Annotated in this window: 16 protein-coding genes; 5 read left to right on the top strand and 11 right to left on the bottom strand. The window is 42.5% G+C overall.

Translation table 11 applies throughout. The features are described from left to right. Positions 1–268: 268 nt before the first annotated feature. The 4 genes from pyc to glsA form a co-directional block, all read right to left on the bottom strand. Positions 269–3,715, bottom strand: coding sequence for a pyruvate carboxylase (gene pyc / locus JQX68_RS08405; protein WP_103032013.1), 3,447 nt, complete (start codon positions 3,713–3,715; stop codon positions 269–271). A gap of 74 nt (positions 3,716–3,789) precedes the next feature. Beyond that, the gene (gene ftsW / locus JQX68_RS08400) at positions 3,790–5,001 is read right to left on the bottom strand and encodes a cell division protein FtsW (protein WP_014663854.1); all 1,212 of its coding nucleotides are present in this window, start codon (positions 4,999–5,001) and stop codon (positions 3,790–3,792) included. A gap of 199 nt (positions 5,002–5,200) precedes the next feature. Continuing rightward, entirely contained in the window at positions 5,201–5,482 is a 282-nt protein-coding gene (locus JQX68_RS08395) for an Fpa/YlaN family protein (RefSeq protein ID WP_014663853.1), read from the bottom strand. A 97-nt stretch (positions 5,483–5,579) separates the two neighbouring features. Further along, complete coding sequence (gene glsA / locus JQX68_RS08390; RefSeq protein WP_147771859.1) at positions 5,580–6,509, bottom strand: glutaminase A; 930 nt, start codon at positions 6,507–6,509, stop codon at positions 5,580–5,582. Positions 6,510–6,611: 102 nt separating this feature from the next. Here glsA and JQX68_RS08385 point away from each other — a divergent pair, with 102 nt between their 5' ends. Beyond that, complete coding sequence (locus JQX68_RS08385; protein ID WP_014663851.1) at positions 6,612–7,094, top strand: hypothetical protein; 483 nt, start codon at positions 6,612–6,614, stop codon at positions 7,092–7,094. 2 nt (positions 7,095–7,096) lie between these two features. Here JQX68_RS08385 and JQX68_RS08380 read toward each other — a convergent pair whose 3' ends face one another. Beyond that, positions 7,097–8,425, bottom strand: coding sequence for a PhoH family protein (locus tag JQX68_RS08380; protein ID WP_069149545.1), 1,329 nt, complete (start codon positions 8,423–8,425; stop codon positions 7,097–7,099). A 153-nt stretch (positions 8,426–8,578) separates the two neighbouring features. Between JQX68_RS08380 and JQX68_RS08375 the strand changes: the two genes are divergently transcribed. Both JQX68_RS08375 and JQX68_RS08370 read left to right on the top strand, forming a co-directional pair. Continuing rightward, positions 8,579–9,208: a YhcN/YlaJ family sporulation lipoprotein gene (locus tag JQX68_RS08375; protein WP_014663849.1), complete on the top strand. Its 630-nt coding sequence runs from the start codon at positions 8,579–8,581 to the stop codon at positions 9,206–9,208. Positions 9,209–9,290: 82 nt separating this feature from the next. After that, the gene (locus tag JQX68_RS08370; protein WP_003232271.1) at positions 9,291–9,500 is read left to right on the top strand and encodes a YlaI family protein; all 210 of its coding nucleotides are present in this window, start codon (positions 9,291–9,293) and stop codon (positions 9,498–9,500) included. A gap of 53 nt (positions 9,501–9,553) precedes the next feature. On the opposite strand, the gene JQX68_RS08365 is transcribed toward JQX68_RS08370, so the two are convergent. Both JQX68_RS08365 and typA read right to left on the bottom strand, forming a co-directional pair. Beyond that, a complete protein-coding gene (locus JQX68_RS08365) occupies positions 9,554–9,871 on the bottom strand; it encodes a YlaH-like family protein (protein WP_003232274.1) in 318 nt (105 codons plus the stop codon). 56 nt (positions 9,872–9,927) lie between these two features. After that, complete coding sequence (gene typA, locus JQX68_RS08360; RefSeq protein ID WP_003232278.1) at positions 9,928–11,766, bottom strand: translational GTPase TypA; 1,839 nt, start codon at positions 11,764–11,766, stop codon at positions 9,928–9,930. Positions 11,767–11,878: 112 nt separating this feature from the next. Between typA and JQX68_RS08355 the strand changes: the two genes are divergently transcribed. Together JQX68_RS08355 and JQX68_RS08350 are read left to right on the top strand one after the other, a co-directional pair. Further along, complete coding sequence (locus JQX68_RS08355; protein ID WP_014663848.1) at positions 11,879–12,067, top strand: YlaF family protein; 189 nt, start codon at positions 11,879–11,881, stop codon at positions 12,065–12,067. A gap of 273 nt (positions 12,068–12,340) precedes the next feature. Beyond that, on the top strand, positions 12,341–12,952 hold the full coding sequence (locus tag JQX68_RS08350) for a hypothetical protein (RefSeq protein ID WP_147771858.1): 612 nt from the start codon (positions 12,341–12,343) through the stop codon (positions 12,950–12,952). 38 nt (positions 12,953–12,990) lie between these two features. Here the strand turns inward: JQX68_RS08350 and JQX68_RS08345 are convergent, their stop codons facing one another. From JQX68_RS08345 to JQX68_RS08330, 4 genes are read right to left on the bottom strand one after another with little or no spacing between them, the layout of a single operon-like run. Further along, positions 12,991–13,284: a zf-HC2 domain-containing protein gene (locus tag JQX68_RS08345; RefSeq protein ID WP_147771857.1), complete on the bottom strand. Its 294-nt coding sequence runs from the start codon at positions 13,282–13,284 to the stop codon at positions 12,991–12,993. Beyond that, a complete protein-coding gene (ylaC, locus tag JQX68_RS08340; protein ID WP_069149542.1) occupies positions 13,281–13,802 on the bottom strand; it encodes an RNA polymerase sigma factor YlaC in 522 nt (173 codons plus the stop codon). Before ylaC ends, JQX68_RS08345 begins: the two co-directional genes overlap by 4 nt. Next, entirely contained in the window at positions 13,802–14,071 is a 270-nt protein-coding gene (locus JQX68_RS08335) for a hypothetical protein (protein ID WP_040083248.1), read from the bottom strand. The genes ylaC and JQX68_RS08335 overlap by 1 nt, the downstream gene beginning before the upstream one ends. Then, the gene (locus tag JQX68_RS08330; protein ID WP_147771856.1) at positions 14,061–16,001 is read right to left on the bottom strand and encodes a hypothetical protein; all 1,941 of its coding nucleotides are present in this window, start codon (positions 15,999–16,001) and stop codon (positions 14,061–14,063) included. Before JQX68_RS08330 ends, JQX68_RS08335 begins: the two co-directional genes overlap by 11 nt. Between the last annotated feature and the right edge of the window lie 151 nt (positions 16,002–16,152).

Here is a 16,152-nt window from a genome sequence, read left to right as displayed (position 1 = left end):
CTTTATTGTTTCAATGGCCAGTCTTTGTATTAGTATCACTTCATGAAAATAAGCCCTTTTGACCATGGATAATCAGATAGAGCCTATAGTAATAAAGTATCTAAAAGATCGCCGGTATAAAAGCCTGTTTGATTTTGAAAAGGAATTGGCTTGTGACAGCACTACTGTATAATCTTTGAAGGCCGCTTACATCTCTTCTAAACAGTTTCACTCCGCATTTCCCATAAAAAACAAGAGTGTATATCAAATGATATACACTCTTTGTTTTTTATGCTTTTTCAATTTCGAGGAGCAGATCTCCCGTTTGAATCGGCTCGCCATTTTTCACATGAACCTGCTTGACTGTTCCTGAGAAAGGGGCTTGAACCGTTGTTTCCATTTTCATCGCTTCATTAATCATCAAATGATCACCTTTATTGACTTTTGTACCTGCTTCAGTCAATACCTTAATAACGGTTCCAGGCATGGAAGCTGCAATGTGGCTTGGATTTGTCCGGTCTGCTTTCAGCCTTTCCTGAACGGAAGACTTAATGCTTTCATCTTTAATGACTACTTCACGCGGCTGCCCGTTCAGTTCGAAATAAACGACGCGAGTGGCGTCAGGCTGAGGCTCACCGATTGAAATCAGCTTAACGATCAGCGTTTTGCCGCGCTCAATTTCAACTTCTATCTCTTCACCTAATGTCATGCCGTAGAAGAATGTCGGTGTATCTAATACCGAGATGTCTCCGTAGCTTTCTGTCGTTTTCACATAATCAGTGAAAACTTTAGGATAAAGGGCATACGCCACAGCGTCCTGATCTGAAATTTCCAAGTTATGCTGCTCTTTAAATTCCTGTTTGATCGCTTCAAATGACACCGGCTCAAGCAGTTCGCCCGGTCTGACTGTAATCGGCTCCTGCCCTTTTAAGATCAGCTTTTGCAGTTTTTCCGGGAATCCGCCATGAGGCTGCCCGATATTCCCTTTGAAAAGCTCCACAACAGAATCAGGGAAATCTAATGATTCGCCTTTTTCGTAAACGTCTTTTTCAGTCAGGTTGTTTTGCACCATATAGAGTGCCATATCTCCGACTACTTTTGAAGAAGGCGTTACCTTGACGATGTCACCGAACATATCGTTCACGCGTCTGTACATTTCCTTGACTTCATTCCAGCGGTCGCCAAGACCTACTCCCTTGGCCTGCTGCTGCAGGTTGCTGTATTGGCCCCCTGGCATCTCGTGCTCATAAATTTCAGTATGCGGAGACTTCATTCCGCTTTCAAATTCACTATAATATTTACGCACTGACTCCCAATATTGGGACAGCAATTCAACGTTTTGAACATTCATTTCCGGACGGCGGTTGTTGCCTTCCATCGCATGATAAAATCCGCTCGCGCTAGGCTGTGACGTTAATCCCGCCATTGAGCTGACCGCCACATCTATGATATCAACACCGGCTTCCACAGCTTTTGCATACATATAAATACCGTTTCCGCTCGTATCATGTGTATGAAGGTGAACCGGAATGTCGATCGTTTCTTTCAACGCTGAAACGAGTTCATATGCAGCCTGCGGTTTTAACAGCCCTGCCATATCTTTAATCCCGAGAATATGGGCACCGGCCGCCTCAAGCTCCTTCGCCATCGATGTATAATAAGCAAGATCGTACTTCGTCCGGTTCTTGTCAAGGATATCTCCCGTATAACAAATCGCCGCTTCTGCCACTTTGCCTGTATCCCGAACGGCATCAATGGCTAACGTCATTCCTTTTACCCAGTTTAAGCTGTCGAAAATACGGAACACATCAATGCCCGATTGAGCTGATTGCTTCACAAATTGTTTAATCACATTGTCCGGATAATTCGTATAGCCGACCGCATTTGATGAGCGAAGCAGCATCTGAAATAAGGTATTCGGCACTTCTTCACGAAGGTCTTCCAAACGTTTCCACGGATCCTCTTTCAGGAATCGGTAGGCTACATCGAAGGTCGCGCCTCCCCACATTTCCATACTGAACAGTTCAGGCCATAATGCAGCCGTTGGATTTGCGATTTTTTTCAAATCATGCGATCTGATTCTAGTTGCCAATAACGATTGGTGGGCATCCCTGAATGTCGTATCAGTTAAAAGGACAGATTTTTGCTCCTTAACCCAATTTGCAAGCCCTTCTGCACCTTTTTCATCGAGAATTTGCTTTGTTCCTCTGGCGGGCTGCTGATCAGCGTCTACCTTTACGGTTAACGGCTTGTCAAACGCCGGTTTTTCTTTTTTCCCGATTCCGGGGAAGCCGTTCACTGTCACATTGCCGATGTAAGTGAGCATTTTCGTTCCGCGGTCTTTTTGTTTAGGAAAAATAAATAATTCAGGCGTTGTGTCAATGAAAGACGTATCATATTGCCCTGTCAGGAACTTCTCATGTTTTGCAACGTTCTCAAGGAACGGAATGTTCGTTTTTATGCCTCTGATTCTAAACTCCTGAAGGTTTCGTACCATTTTGGCAGCCGCCTGTTCAAACGTTAAAGCCCAAGTTGAAAGCTTAACGAGCAGTGAATCATAGTATGGTGTGATCACGGCGCCTTGGAAGCTGTTTCCAGTATCAAGACGGACACCAAAACCGCCGCCTGAACGGTAAGCCATAATTTTTCCTGTATCAGGCATGAAATCATTTTGCGGATCCTCAGTCGTAACCCGTGACTGAATGGCATAGCCGATTGTAAAAATGTCCTTTTGCTCAGGAATATTTACTTTTTTGCTGTGAAGACTGTGCCCTTGGGCAACAAGGATCTGTGTTTGAACAATATCGACACCCGTAATCATTTCTGTTATCGTGTGTTCAACTTGTACGCGAGGATTTACTTCAATAAAGTAGAACTCGTTGTTTGCAACAAGGAATTCGACCGTACCCGCATTTATATAGTTTACATTTTTCGCAAGCGCAACAGCCGCCTCACAAATTTGATCCCTTAATTCAGGTGACAGCGACACACTTGGCGCCACTTCAATGACCTTTTGGTGGCGTCGTTGAACGGAACAATCCCTTTCAAAAAGATGGACGACATTGCCCTGCTTGTCTCCAATCACCTGAACTTCAATATGTTTTGGATTTTCAATTAATTTTTCTACATAAACTTCATCATTGCCAAAGGCTGCTTTCGCCTCTGATTTTGCACGCTCATATGCTTCTTTGACTTCACTTTCAGCTCTGACAATCCGCATACCGCGGCCGCCGCCGCCAAGCGAGGCTTTAATGATAATCGGATAACCGTTAGCTTGTCCAAATTGTTCAACGGCTTCAAGCGTTTCTGCAGGACCGTCGCTTCCGGGAATCACGGGGATTCCGGCTTTTTCTGCCTGCTCACGCGCTTTTACCTTGTCACCAAACATATCGAGATGCTCGGATTTTGGACCAATGAATACGATTCCTTCTTCTTCACATCGTCTCGCAAAATGAATATTTTCAGATAAGAAACCGTATCCCGGATGAATTGCATCGACTTTGTTTCTTTTCGCAATATCAATGATCCCTTCAATATCCAGGTAAGCATCAATCGGTTTTTTCCCTTCACCGACTAAGTATGCTTCATCCGCTTTGTACCGATGGTAGGAACCGGAATCTTCTTTTGAATAGACCGCAACTGTACGAATATTCAACTCGGTACACGCCCGGAATATTCGGATTGCAATTTCTCCCCTGTTTGCTACTAATACTTTTTGTATCGATTGCTGAGACAAACTTTTTTCCCCCTTACCCGAATGGAATATAATCTATCATAGCGGAATATCCTTCCCCTGTACACACTTGTTTTTTACTGATAAACAGTTTTTTTAAGCTGTTTCTTTTTCAGTCCCTTCGTCGCCAAGGGTTCTCTCTTTTTCTTATTCTCTGAATATTTTACAAACATGCTGATATTCGCTAATATCCCCATACTCCCCAGCAGCAGCACCAAAGAAGAGCCCCCGTAACTGATAAATGGCAGGGTAACCCCTGTAATCGGAATTAATCCGCTGACACCGCCAAGGTTAATAAACGACTGGATGGCAATCATGCTTGAAATGCCGATCGCTAGAAGACTTCCAAACGGGTCCTCGCATTTTCTGGCAATATAAAAACCTTTTATGACGACAAAACCCAATAAGAAAATCACAAACAATACCCCAAAAATGCCGAGCTCTTCAGCAATGACAGCCATAATAAAGTCAGTGTGTGATTCAGGCAGATATCCGTATTTTTGGATACTTTCACCGAGCCCCAGACCGAAAATGCCGCCTGAGCCGATCGCATAATAAGAATTGATCACTTGCAAACCTGATGAATTTGCATACTTAAATGGGTCTTCAAGACTCTCAAAACGCGCTAAACGGCCTTCAGTTAAAATTTTATCCTGATTCAAATAGATAATCGGGCTGACTAAAATCAAAACAATTCCGCCCAGTATGACAAGCCTCATCAGTGTCTTTCCGCTGAAGCCGGAGCACAAGATCATGCACGTCGCAATTAACCCGATAATCATGGCTGTACCGAAATCTGGCTGCATGGCAATTAACCCGCAAATCACAAGCGTCATGACTACCGGAGGGGCTACTCCCGTTAACAGATGGTCGATATAACTTTGTTTTTTTGCATATACGGCTGCAAGATATAAAATCACGACCAGTTTCACAAATTCCCCCGGCTGAATACTCATTCCGCCGATTTTAAACCAGCTCTGCGCGTTTCCGGCAACATGCCCGAAAACAAACAGTGAGATAAGCGCAAGAACAGATACAAGCAGTATCCCCTTCTGAAACTTTTGATGGGCCAGTGCTTTATAAGGAAACAACGCCATGAGAATAAATAGAGCGCCACCCGCAATTAAAGCAAACAGCTGCCGCATGAAGAAAAAATTACTGCTTACTCCATACCGGGAGACAGCCGTAATCATGCTTGAGCTGTATACCATCACTAAACCGAATCCGCACAGTAAAACAATTGCGAATATCAGTGAGTAATCATAAGATTTTAGCATTTTTTTTAACATAACATCCTCTTCCCTGCTTCTAACTTCCATTAACTATGGTTTTTATGTATTTATCTTTTTTATTTTACTACAATTTATCAAACGAGACGAAGAATCTCTATACGATTCGGAAGGAATGTGTAAAAAAAGACCGTCTTTAAGAGAGAAAAATAGCGGTTATAAAAAAACCCAAACTGTTAATAAGTTTGAGTTTTATCATTTATTTACTTGTAAACGCGTCATGCAATGCAGACAATTCACGTTCCAATGTGTATAAAAGGTCTTTACCGTCTTTTTCATCAACCAATCCCAGGCGGACAGCAAAATCGATTTCCCTCGAAAGCCCGAACATTTGAGTATCTAAGACCTCTTCATATAGAGGACATTGAGGCATCGTTAAGTTATCCATTTGTACTCGGATCAGCTTCAAAATCTTCTCAGCGTCAACTTTTAAGAGTTCAAAAGCTTTTTGCCGATGGTCAACTATCATCTCTGAAGCCAAAAGTATCCCTCCGTTCCCCAGGCGAGTACCTAATTCTTCTATTTATCATAAAGGGTATCAGCAGAAAATGCAAGAGGATTTAAGCAGATGACATAAATTAAAAAATACTCAGTCTGTACATCTCAGACATGATTTCCAATAGCTTTACACCTGCAATGCTGTTGCCTTTTTCGTCCAATGCCGGACCGAAAATACCGATCCCGAAATCATAAGGTGAAATGCCCATAATCCCGCCGGATACGCCGCTTTTCGCAGGGATTCCGACCTTAATTGCGAATTCCCCGCTTGCATTGTACATTCCGCACGTCACCATAAATGTTTTGCAAATTCTTGCGACATCTTTTGAGATGACCTGCTCCCCAGTCTCAGCATTTCTGCCGTTCAATGCAAATACAGATCCGATTTTCGCTAAATCCAAGCTGCTCATCTCAATCGCGCATTGCTTCGTGTATAAATCCATTACTGCTTCTACATCATCCTCAAAAATGCCGTACTGCTTCATATAATAACACATTGCCCGATTAATCATTGAAGTGCTGTATTCGGATTCAGCCACTTCCCGGCAGTATGTAATCTCTTGGTTGTTTGTCAGCCTTCTAATAAAAGAAAGCAAATAATCAAGTCTCTCTTTCACCGTTCTTCCTCTAATCAGACTTGTCACTACCAATGCCCCGGCATTAATCATAGGGTTTAACGGCTTGCTTGGATTTACTGTTTCCAGCTTGATAATTGAATTAAACGGATCACCGGTCGGCTCCTGTCCAACATAACTGAAGACCTTATCTTTGCCGTATTCCATTAACACCAAAGCAAGTGCAAGGACTTTCGATATACTTTGAAGCGTAAATGTTTTTTCTACGTCACCTGCTGACAGGCAAACATTATTGGAATAATAAATCGCCACTGACAGATCGTGTTTATCAGCTTTTGCCAAGGCAGGAATATAACTGGCTACCTCCCCCTTGTCCGTTACTTTTTTCGCCTTTTTCACTAAGGCTTCAAGCTCATCATTATGCCGGCATACCATGCAAACACCCTCGTTCCCTCAGCATTTCAATACACATAATTTGTACACAAAGTGACAATTCATGCGAAAACTTTTATAATTTTGAGAGAAGGGGGTCATATTATGAGCGTTATCCAAGTAAAAGGCAATGTTACATATCCGATTACCATTGATCCAAGCGTCTGGATTTTTGATGATCGCAAATTTTCGTTTGACCGCAAAGGGGACAGTCAAGACACATTACAATCTACCGGGGATGAATCCGAGCTTGATTCAGAGCGCGTCATCAGAGAGGGCCGGATTGCGCCGCCGACTTTAAAGACCGAAAAACAATACGAGAAGCAAAAACTGATGAACGGCAGTTTTGCAATGAGACTTGGGACTGTGCTGAAAAATGCCGAGCCGAACAGCTCTGCGACACAATGTGTATTTGTCACAAGTTCAGGAAAGGCCGCCGTTTCTCTGGAAACCGCTTTGAACAGTATTGTCCATTTCAGTGAGGCAGGCAAGCCGATTCAAGAAGGCGGCCCCGTGCATATTTACTTTGAAGATCCGGTTCATCATAAACAGCCGATTACCGATTTAAAAGAAATCGAAATCATTTAATGTTACAGCAAGTCAGCGGCAAGCTGGGCGAGACCTGATCTCTCACCTTTTAACAGCTTCACGCTGCCTGAGATGGGTTGTCCTTTAAACCGCTCGACCACATAGGCCAAACCATTGTTCAGACTGTCTAAATATGGGTGATCAATTTGTTCAGGATCGCCCATTAAGACTATTTTACTGCCCTCACCGACCCTCGTTAGCAATGTTTTTACCTCATGCCTGGTCAAATTTTGCGCTTCATCAATGATAATAAATTGATCTGGAATGCTTCTCCCTCTGATATAAGTCAGCGCCTCTACCTGAATTGAGCCAATTCCCGCCAAAATAGCCTCAAGCTCCCCTGGTTTTTTCGCATTGAACAGAAACTCCAAGTTGTCAAAAATCGGCTGCATCCAAGGCTTTAGCTTTTCCTCTTTTTCGCCTGGCAAATACCCGATGTCTTTGCCAACAGGAACAATTGGCCTTGCGACGACCAGCTTTTTATATATTCCCAAGTCTTCTGTCTGTAATAGCCCTGCCGCCAAGGCTAAGAGCGTCTTTCCGGTCCCTGCTTTTCCGATCAGGGTAACAAGCGGAATATCTTCCCGCAGCAAAAGCTCTAACGCCATTGTCTGCTGTACATTTTTCGGCCTGATCCCCCATATATGTTCATCATCAAATACGAGTCTTTTTAATACCGTTCCGGTTTTATCTGCAATCCCGACAGCCGAGGAGGACCCTCCCAGCTCATCCTTCATTAAAGCAAATTGATTCGGATAAAACGCATGCTGCTTCACATCGTTTACTGAAATTTGATTTTTCCCGTAAAAAGAGCTGAACAGCTGCTGGCTGATATATATATCTTTATAGCCGCTGTACATTTCATCATTGTCCACAACCCTGTCATTTAAGAAATCTTCGGCATGAAGTCCAATTGCGTCCGCTTTAACCCTAACAAGTACGTCCTTGCTCACGAGGATAACCGGCCTGCCATTTTCCTTTGTTTCTTCCTCTAGGCTTAGGTTTTTCGCCACAGCTAATATGCGATTATCGTTCGTCTTTTCAATAAAGATCTCTTGCAGCTGGTGAAACGAACGATGATTCAGTTCAATTCTCAGTGTGCCGCCAGTGTCAAGCGGCACATGCTCATGCAGCCTGCCTTTTTGCCTTAGCGCATCGATCAGCTTAGATACGTGCCTTGCATTCCTCCCAACTTCGTCCATATACCGTTTTTTTGAATCAACCTCTTCTAATACGACAGCAGGGATGACAACCTCGTTTTCTTCAAAAGAAAATATCGCGTTAGGATCCTGTAATAACACATTCGTATCTAACACATAAATTTTACTCAAGTCTCAGCCTCCTGATATAAGGGTCAAAGTTCTTCCTGCTTCTCTTTTGATGAAAAAGGTGAATGCCTGCTAAAATATATGTTTTTGTGCATAAAGATAGAAGGTTAATTCAACAATAAAATTAATGAAAGCATTTCAAGGAGGGACCCGCAAGTGCGAATTCTTTTCATTATCATACAGCTGACGCTTATCCTGTCCGCTTGTGCCTATCAACAAGGTAAACAGGACCAGAATGTTGAAAAGGAATCAACAAGACAGCAGGAGACTAAACCGATTCATGTAAAGGACACAACTCAGGAAACAAAAGACAATGGAACTAGAGCGGATATAGCCAAGCATCTGGTCAGCGTTGCTGATAGAAACCCCGACGTCAAGGATGCAACAGCTGTTGTGCTGGGAGGTTATGCTGTTGTTGGGATTGATGTCGATGACACTTTGGATAGAAGCAAAGTGGAAACCATCAAATACTCTGTAGCACAGGCTCTAAAAAATGATCGATATGGCGCCAACGCAGTTGTTATTGCAGATCCCGATACGGTCAGCCGCCTGCGTGAAATGAGCAGAGAAATCAGTGAGGGCCATCCGGTAACAGGCATACTGGATGAATTAGCTGCGATTGTCGGCAGAGTGCTTCCCGAAGTGCCTAACGATGTGATTGACAATGAAGACGAGCCGCAAACAAAGCAGCAAAATGATCAATTAAATAGAAAACAGCAGCAGGAAATGGAGAAGGAACAAAACGATCAATCAGATCATCATATGAAAAAGAACAACAATGATTAAGCTATAGCCTTGCGCTTTAGCTTTTTCTTATTTTGGACAGCTTCTGATCCGTGCTATAATACATGTTAGTGAAAGAGGTGATATGATGAGGGTCAAATGTTCTATTTGCGATAAAATTGAAACAATTGATGATGATACCCTGATCGCGAAACGGCTTCGAAACCGCCCAATCCATACATATATGTGCCAGGAATGCCACGATCGGATTGCCAAAAAAACAGAAGAACGGCTGAAAACGGGAAAATTTACGTTTCACCCGGGACAGCAGAAAAAAGAAAAAGTCAAAAAATAAAGCGGCCGCTTAACATACAGAACAAAAAAAGACTCAGCTTTCAGCTGAGTCTTTTATGATTTTGCAGACTGTCCCTTTTTCGACTGATACAGCCGAATTTTGTAAATGATTAAAATCAGCGCAGCGACGACCAATCCTTCTGCCACGGGCAAAAACACTCCTAAAAAAGTCAAAACAGTGCAGCCTAAAGCAAGAAATACATACACCACCGCTGATTTTAACACAGGAAGCCGTTTAGCAAATCCAAGCTTAAATACAATAACGGCCAACACAAAAATCGTGCCGTACAGCAGCCACATGCCTGCCGCAGGCTGCCGGTCTACTTGATATAGAGCGGCGAAGAACGACAGGCGTTCGCTTACGTCATTCAAAAAGATTCCCTCCCCTGTAAACGTACGGGTTCTATCTTTTCAAATTCTGCACGAGCTTAAGACAATCCTGCTGTTTTTTTCTTTTTAGCCGCTTTTTCACGTTCATTCTTATTGAGGATTTTCTTTCTTAAACGGATGGATTCAGGTGTTACTTCACAATATTCATCTTCGTTTAAGTACTCTAGAGACTCCTCAAGAGACATGATGCGCGCTTTTTTAATTGTAGTTGTCTGATCCTTTGTCGCAGAGCGGACGTTTGTTTGCTGTTTCATTTTGCTGACGTTAACAACAAGGTCATTGTCACGATTATGCTCTCCAACGATCATTCCTTCGTATACTTCAGTTCCCGGCTCAACGAAGATAACACCGCGGTCTTCAATTCCTTGAATACCATAAGATGTCGCTTTTCCGTTTTCCATTGACACAAGCACACCTTGACGGCGTCCGCCGACTTGGCCCGCCTGCATCGGCTGGTAGCTGTCAAACGTATGGTTCAGAATACCGAATCCGCGTGTTAATGATAGGAACTCAGTAGAGTAACCGATCAATCCGCGGGAAGGAACTGTAAAGATGAGACGGACTTGGCCGTTTCCATTGTTGATCATATCAACCATTTCGCCTTTGCGTGCTCCCATTGATTCCATGACAGAGCCAGTATGCTCTTCAGGCACATCAATTTGCACACGCTCAACAGGCTCACAGCGTACGCCGTCAATTTCTTTGATGATAACTTCAGGTTTTGACACTTGAAGCTCATAGCCCTCACGGCGCATATTTTCGATTAAAATTGACAAGTGCAGCTCACCGCGTCCGGAGACAACCCAAGCATCAGGTGAAGCTGTTGGCTCTACACGCAAGCTCACATCCGTCTGAAGCTGTGATTGAAGACGCTCTTCGATTTTACGAGCCGTTACATATTTGCCTTCACGGCCTGCAAACGGACTGTTATTCACGACAAATGTCATTTGAAGTGTCGGCTCATCAATGCGAAGCACCGGAAGCGGATCTTGATGGTCTACAGGGCATACCGTTTCACCAACGTTGATATCTTCCATCCCGGATACCGCAACGAGGTCTCCCGCTTTTGCTTCTTCAATTTCCACACGCTTTAAGCCTTGGAAACCAAAAATCTTTGTTACACGGAATGACTTAGCCGTTCCGTCAAGCTTCATAAGAGAAACCTGCTGTCCGACTTTCATCGTGCCGCGGAATACGCGTCCGATTCCGATACGGCCTACATAGTCGTTGTAGTCAAGAAGGGCAACTTGGAATTGAAGCGGCTCCTCTGCATTATCAACAGGTGCCGGAACATGCTTAATAATTGTTTCATATAAAGCTTCCATGTTTTCATCCTGTTGTTTCGGATCAAGACTCGCTGTTCCATTAATCGCGGAAGCATATACTACTGGGAACTCGAGCTGCTCTTCATTGGCATCAAGCTCAATGAACAGATCAAGAACTTCATCGATTACTTCCTCAGGACGGGCAAAATCACGGTCAATTTTGTTTACAACAACAACCGGGTTCAGGTTTTGCTCAAGAGCTTTTTTCAGAACGAACCGAGTTTGAGGCATACAGCCTTCATATGCGTCAACGACAAGCACTACGCCGTCAACCATTTTCATAATCCGTTCTACTTCTCCCCCAAAGTCTGCGTGTCCAGGGGTGTCCAAAATATTGATACGTGTATCTTTATAGTTAATCGCAGTATTTTTCGCCAAAATTGTAATGCCGCGTTCGCGTTCAAGATCATTAGAGTCCATTGCGCGTTCAGCAACCTGTTCGTTGGCACGGAATGTTCCAGCCTGATGTAAAAGCTGATCGACTAAAGTCGTTTTCCCATGGTCAACGTGGGCAATAATCGCGATGTTGCGAAGATCATTTCGAAGTTTCACTTTTTCATCTCCTAAAAAAATTAGATAACTTTCATATTATACCACACATCCTCTTTAAAAGCGTCACGTTTTTCAGTAAACTTAATATAAGACGTAAAAGGGGATGGAAAATATGAAAAAAACGAATTGGCTTTTACTATTATTTGCATTTGCAGCGGTTTTCAGCATTATGCTGATCGGCGTCTTTATCGCTGAAAAAAGCGTTATTGGCATTATCGCCAGCATTGTACTTGTTTGCGCCGTTATGGGCGGCGGATTTACATTGAAAAAGAAAATGCGCGAACAGGGTTTGCTTGATTAAAAGCATTGCCCCGCCGGCGACATTGTAATCAAAAAACACCGCAAAGAAAGCGGTGTTTTTTCATTTCTTTAAGCCTTATCTCCCCTGTTTCTTAGTCAGGAAGAAGCAAATCATCCTTCATACATAGACAATCGTTCTAACGATCACACACGCAGCCTTCAAAAAGTAGTTCGACAACGATACACATAAAATACCATTGCGCCTATTTCTCCACCGGTAATTACTCCCTATAATGGAATTTGTAGCACAATTCATAAAAGGGAGAGAAGAAACATGAAGAACACATTTGTAAAAAAAGCGATGCTAACGACTGCCGCAATGACCTCAGCTGCTCTATTAACGTTCGGCCCTGATGAAGCCAGCGCAAAAACACCGGCTGATCACACTGATGTTTATGTTCAGCATCAGACAGTCACAAACGAAGATATCAATGCATTTATTGATATTCTAAATCAGTGTATATACGAACAAGACGGTGTATATTATTTCGACAGCGAAAAAGCTGTCGAGTTAGGAATGACAAAAGAAGAGGCTCAAGTCATCGCAAAATTGTGGGAATCGACATCAGAATTTTTCAGCATTGTTTCACAATGTGTGTATCTCGAGGATGGAGATTATAAATTCGATACAGAAAAAGCAGTTGAACTTGGCTTCACAGAAAAAGAAGCACTTGCACTTGAACAATTTTTCTCCGCTGTTACCTTAAAGATTCACATTCTTCAAGCAGCCATTGTGCTGCAAGATGATGTATACAGCTATGATAAAGATGCAGCGGTACAAGCAGGCGCAACGCCAATGCAAGCTGACGTTTATGAAAAACTCTTCAGTGCCCTGTCACAAGAACAGCTTGCCGCTATCTACGATATGATTCATCCCCAGGCTTAATCTAAAAAAGCGCTTGTCAGACGGACAAGCGCTTTGCTTTATATCAGCAGTTTGATGATCAGCATCACGGCAAATGCCGCTCCAAACCAGCAGGCAGCTTTTATGATCAGTAAACCATAGTACCTCTGTTTAAAACGCATTTCTTCTTCCGGCAGAAAAGCCTCCTCAACAGCCTGCTCACTTTCCAATTCAAATGGCTCAGCCATCGTGTCATTCATATCTCTGCAGTCGCTGCATATTTTTAAATGCTCTTCTATGATGTGTTCCGTTTCTCTTTTACAATCACCCTCAAGATACAGAGGAAGCAGGTCTCTTACTAGAAAGCACGTCATATCCGCTCCTCCTCTTTCCTTTTCGTCATGTTTTTCTTCAGCTCTAATCTAGCCCGGTGCAATGTGGTTTTCACCTTAGAAAGACTCCATCCTAATATCTCAGCGATTTCTTCATAAGAAAGCTCTTGGAATTCTCTTAAAATCAAAACGGATTGATGCTGATCTTTTAACTTCAGGAGCTCCTGCCGCAGCGTTTCGCTTTTTACCGTCCGTGACAGATACTGTTCAGGCTGCTCATAAGTTGTTTGCGTTAACCCTTCATTTTTGCTGATATCAGTAAATTGGTATTTGACATCCCTGCGGTACCAATTGATAAAGGTGTGATGGGCAATGGTGTAGAGCCATGTTCTGATGGAAGAATGCCCCCTAAACGAGGCCAGGCCGTTAAGAGCTTTCACAAACGTGTCTTGCGCTAAGTCCTTGGCTGTTTCAAGGTGATGAGTCCTTCTGAATAAATAATTTAAAATTTCTTGATAATACTGCCGATACAAGTCCTCAATGGAATCCCTATGCTTCATTAAAAGTAAAACCACACCGTCATCCAAATGGCCAATAAAATGAAACAGATATACATGGAAGACAGGTATACTTTCATATATCTCATTTGGCTTTCTTCCTCAGCACCAGGGCTTCTCTTTAAACAAGTTCTACTCTTTAAATCCTCCGCATTCTTTTCAAATAGGGACTCATGCTGTTTCATCCATTCCATTGATTCATCCTCTAACTCTCCTTCTTTATACAGGTCGTATAAGTCTAAAAAAACGGACTCTTTTTCTTTATGATTCATAAAGACTTTTCACCTCTTGTGTTTCTCCATCCACTACATAGGCATCATGGCGATTTGAACCAAACGGCTGAATAATGATCAGCCATGCATAATGCCGTTCATCCCCTCTTTGAACGATAATCGGACGCATACGCTTTTTGTAAATGACATCCTTATATGCAGAAGCTACTTTTTCGTAAGCCAATGTTCCATTACGATACGTATATGGGAATGCCTGATCAGGTGTATCGCTGTATACATAAACATTTAGCTGACCTTGATCTTCAAAAAACTCATATGTTTTAGAAGAATCAGTATACATTACCAAGTCACTCTTCCTGCTTTTTTTCTTCATTTCTGATACATCAGCATCAAAGACCGTTAATACCTGCTGCTGCAGCCGGCTGTTAGTCAGTGAAATTTCCTTTTTCATTGGAATTGAGAGACTGTGTAAACTACCGGATTCTCCATCAAATTCAAATATAATTCCATCTTTTGTTTCAACACGCACCATGCTTCCGAGCAGGCTGTCGCTTTCAATACCTGTGATCTGATAAGGCTGTTTTGATATGTTCAACGCTGTAAACATTTGTTCCACTTTGTCGTGAATGTCTTGTTCTGTTATATGAACATGCAAAAGAGAGTCAAGCTGATAAATCGACGGATCTTCACTAAAACCCATTAAGGTTTCCTTTTCCCAATAAAATACCGCGCCATCATCAGCATGATCTTTTTTATGAAGTTGATTTTTGAGGTATATACGTACGACTGTCTGGCCGTCCTCATTAGATACCTTTGTTTCGATATGATCCTTATGTAACACACGTCCGTGTCGCTCAAGGAAAGCGATAGACTTCCGCTTGTACTCCTGATTCGTTAGCTTTTTCCCATGCGCTTTTTCCAAGTATTCATAATTGCGAATCAGCTGCGATACTTCATCTACCTCAGCTTTATAACTCTTGCTTTCAAATGAGTAGAAATAATGCACATCCATGTTCGTATCGTGCAAATAAAGTGTTTCATCCGTAGGAAAAAATGACTTTAGTATCTGTTCCGCTTTTTCTGATGAAATGTGCTCCCCGACATAATTGAATGAATCATGGACATTTATCGGTTTTGATACAGCGAAAGCAGCCGTTGCTATGTTATATATCGGATTTAAGAGAAGGACAAAAAACACCATGACAGCCATCGGCAGCCACTTATTCACACGCACATAAACCTTTCCTGACTTTTGGAACAGATGATAGCTCATCAAAAATCCCGCCATTGTCAAATAAATCGTATATGGCATTACTGCACCATAATCTTTTGAGATTTGATTGGGATATGGCGCAAGCAGCAAGACAAGCAGTCCGATAATCAACGTATAAAATAAACCTAGTAAGATCTTATTCGTTCTCCAATACAGCTTGAAAAACACTACATTCAACACAATGGGAAGAGTGATGATGAAAAACAGAAACACGAATGCAATCGGCTCCATCCCATCCGGGTATTCCTTCCAATACGAAAAGAAACTAAAAATCATTTGTACGATCGGCAAACTGACAACGGCAAGGTCGAACGTATAAAACTTACCCTTTCCGCCATGATCACGAAGCATCAACATGTAGTGAAAAGCCGTCAGCAGCACATAACCGTATAACAAAAAATGCAGCAGCGGCAGCAGTTCATTTCCGTCCTCTCTTAAGTACACGCTCGTGAAGTTTGTTGATTGCACCTGGTGAATAAGTTCAACAGACACCCCTGCCAGCAGCACAATCCGCAATATAACACCCGCCAAGAACATTGTGCGCTGCCGGTTTATTTTGGGATGATGCACCAAAAGATATAAGCCCGCCAGAACAACAATTGACCATTGAATCAGCAGCGTGCTTTGTCTGCTTAATATAAAATAACGTTCGAAATGCAATACATAATGACTGAATAACTCCAACACAAACAACAATCCTTTACTTCTTATTAAGGCCTCATTCGGTTAGACAGCGGACTTTTCAAAAAGTTTCAATAAAAAACAAAAATATCTCATCTTCCCCTTGATATGTAAAAAACATAACTCTTAAATAAACCATCACATGACACTTGACTCATCTTGATAT

The sequence above is a fragment of the Bacillus sp. LJBS06 genome (assembly GCF_016924995.1).
In the GTDB taxonomy this organism is placed as follows: Bacteria; Bacillota; Bacilli; order Bacillales; family Bacillaceae; genus Bacillus; species Bacillus stercoris.
The sequence above is the reverse complement of the archived record's forward strand: the minus strand, read 5'-3'. Positions and strand labels throughout refer to the sequence as shown.

Excerpts from the sequence above, each read along its gene's own strand:
- glsA (WP_147771859.1), bottom strand. The coding sequence starts at position 6,509 with ATGGTATGCCGGCATAATGATGAGCTTGAAGCCTTAGTGAAAAAGGCG.
- ylaC (WP_069149542.1), bottom strand. The coding sequence starts at position 13,802 with ATGAAGCATAGGGATTCCATTGAGGACTTGTATCGGCAGTATTATCAA.
- JQX68_RS08350 (WP_147771858.1), top strand. The coding sequence starts at position 12,341 with ATGAAGAACACATTTGTAAAAAAAGCGATGCTAACGACTGCCGCAATG.
- JQX68_RS08355 (WP_014663848.1), top strand. The coding sequence starts at position 11,879 with ATGAAAAAAACGAATTGGCTTTTACTATTATTTGCATTTGCAGCGGTT.
- JQX68_RS08370 (WP_003232271.1), top strand. The coding sequence starts at position 9,291 with ATGATGAGGGTCAAATGTTCTATTTGCGATAAAATTGAAACAATTGAT.
- JQX68_RS08335 (WP_040083248.1), bottom strand. The coding sequence starts at position 14,071 with ATGAATCATAAAGAAAAAGAGTCCGTTTTTTTAGACTTATACGACCTG.
- ftsW (WP_014663854.1), bottom strand. The coding sequence starts at position 5,001 with ATGTTAAAAAAAATGCTAAAATCTTATGATTACTCACTGATATTCGCA.
- JQX68_RS08345 (WP_147771857.1), bottom strand. The coding sequence starts at position 13,284 with ATGACGTGCTTTCTAGTAAGAGACCTGCTTCCTCTGTATCTTGAGGGT.
- JQX68_RS08385 (WP_014663851.1), top strand. The coding sequence starts at position 6,612 with ATGAGCGTTATCCAAGTAAAAGGCAATGTTACATATCCGATTACCATT.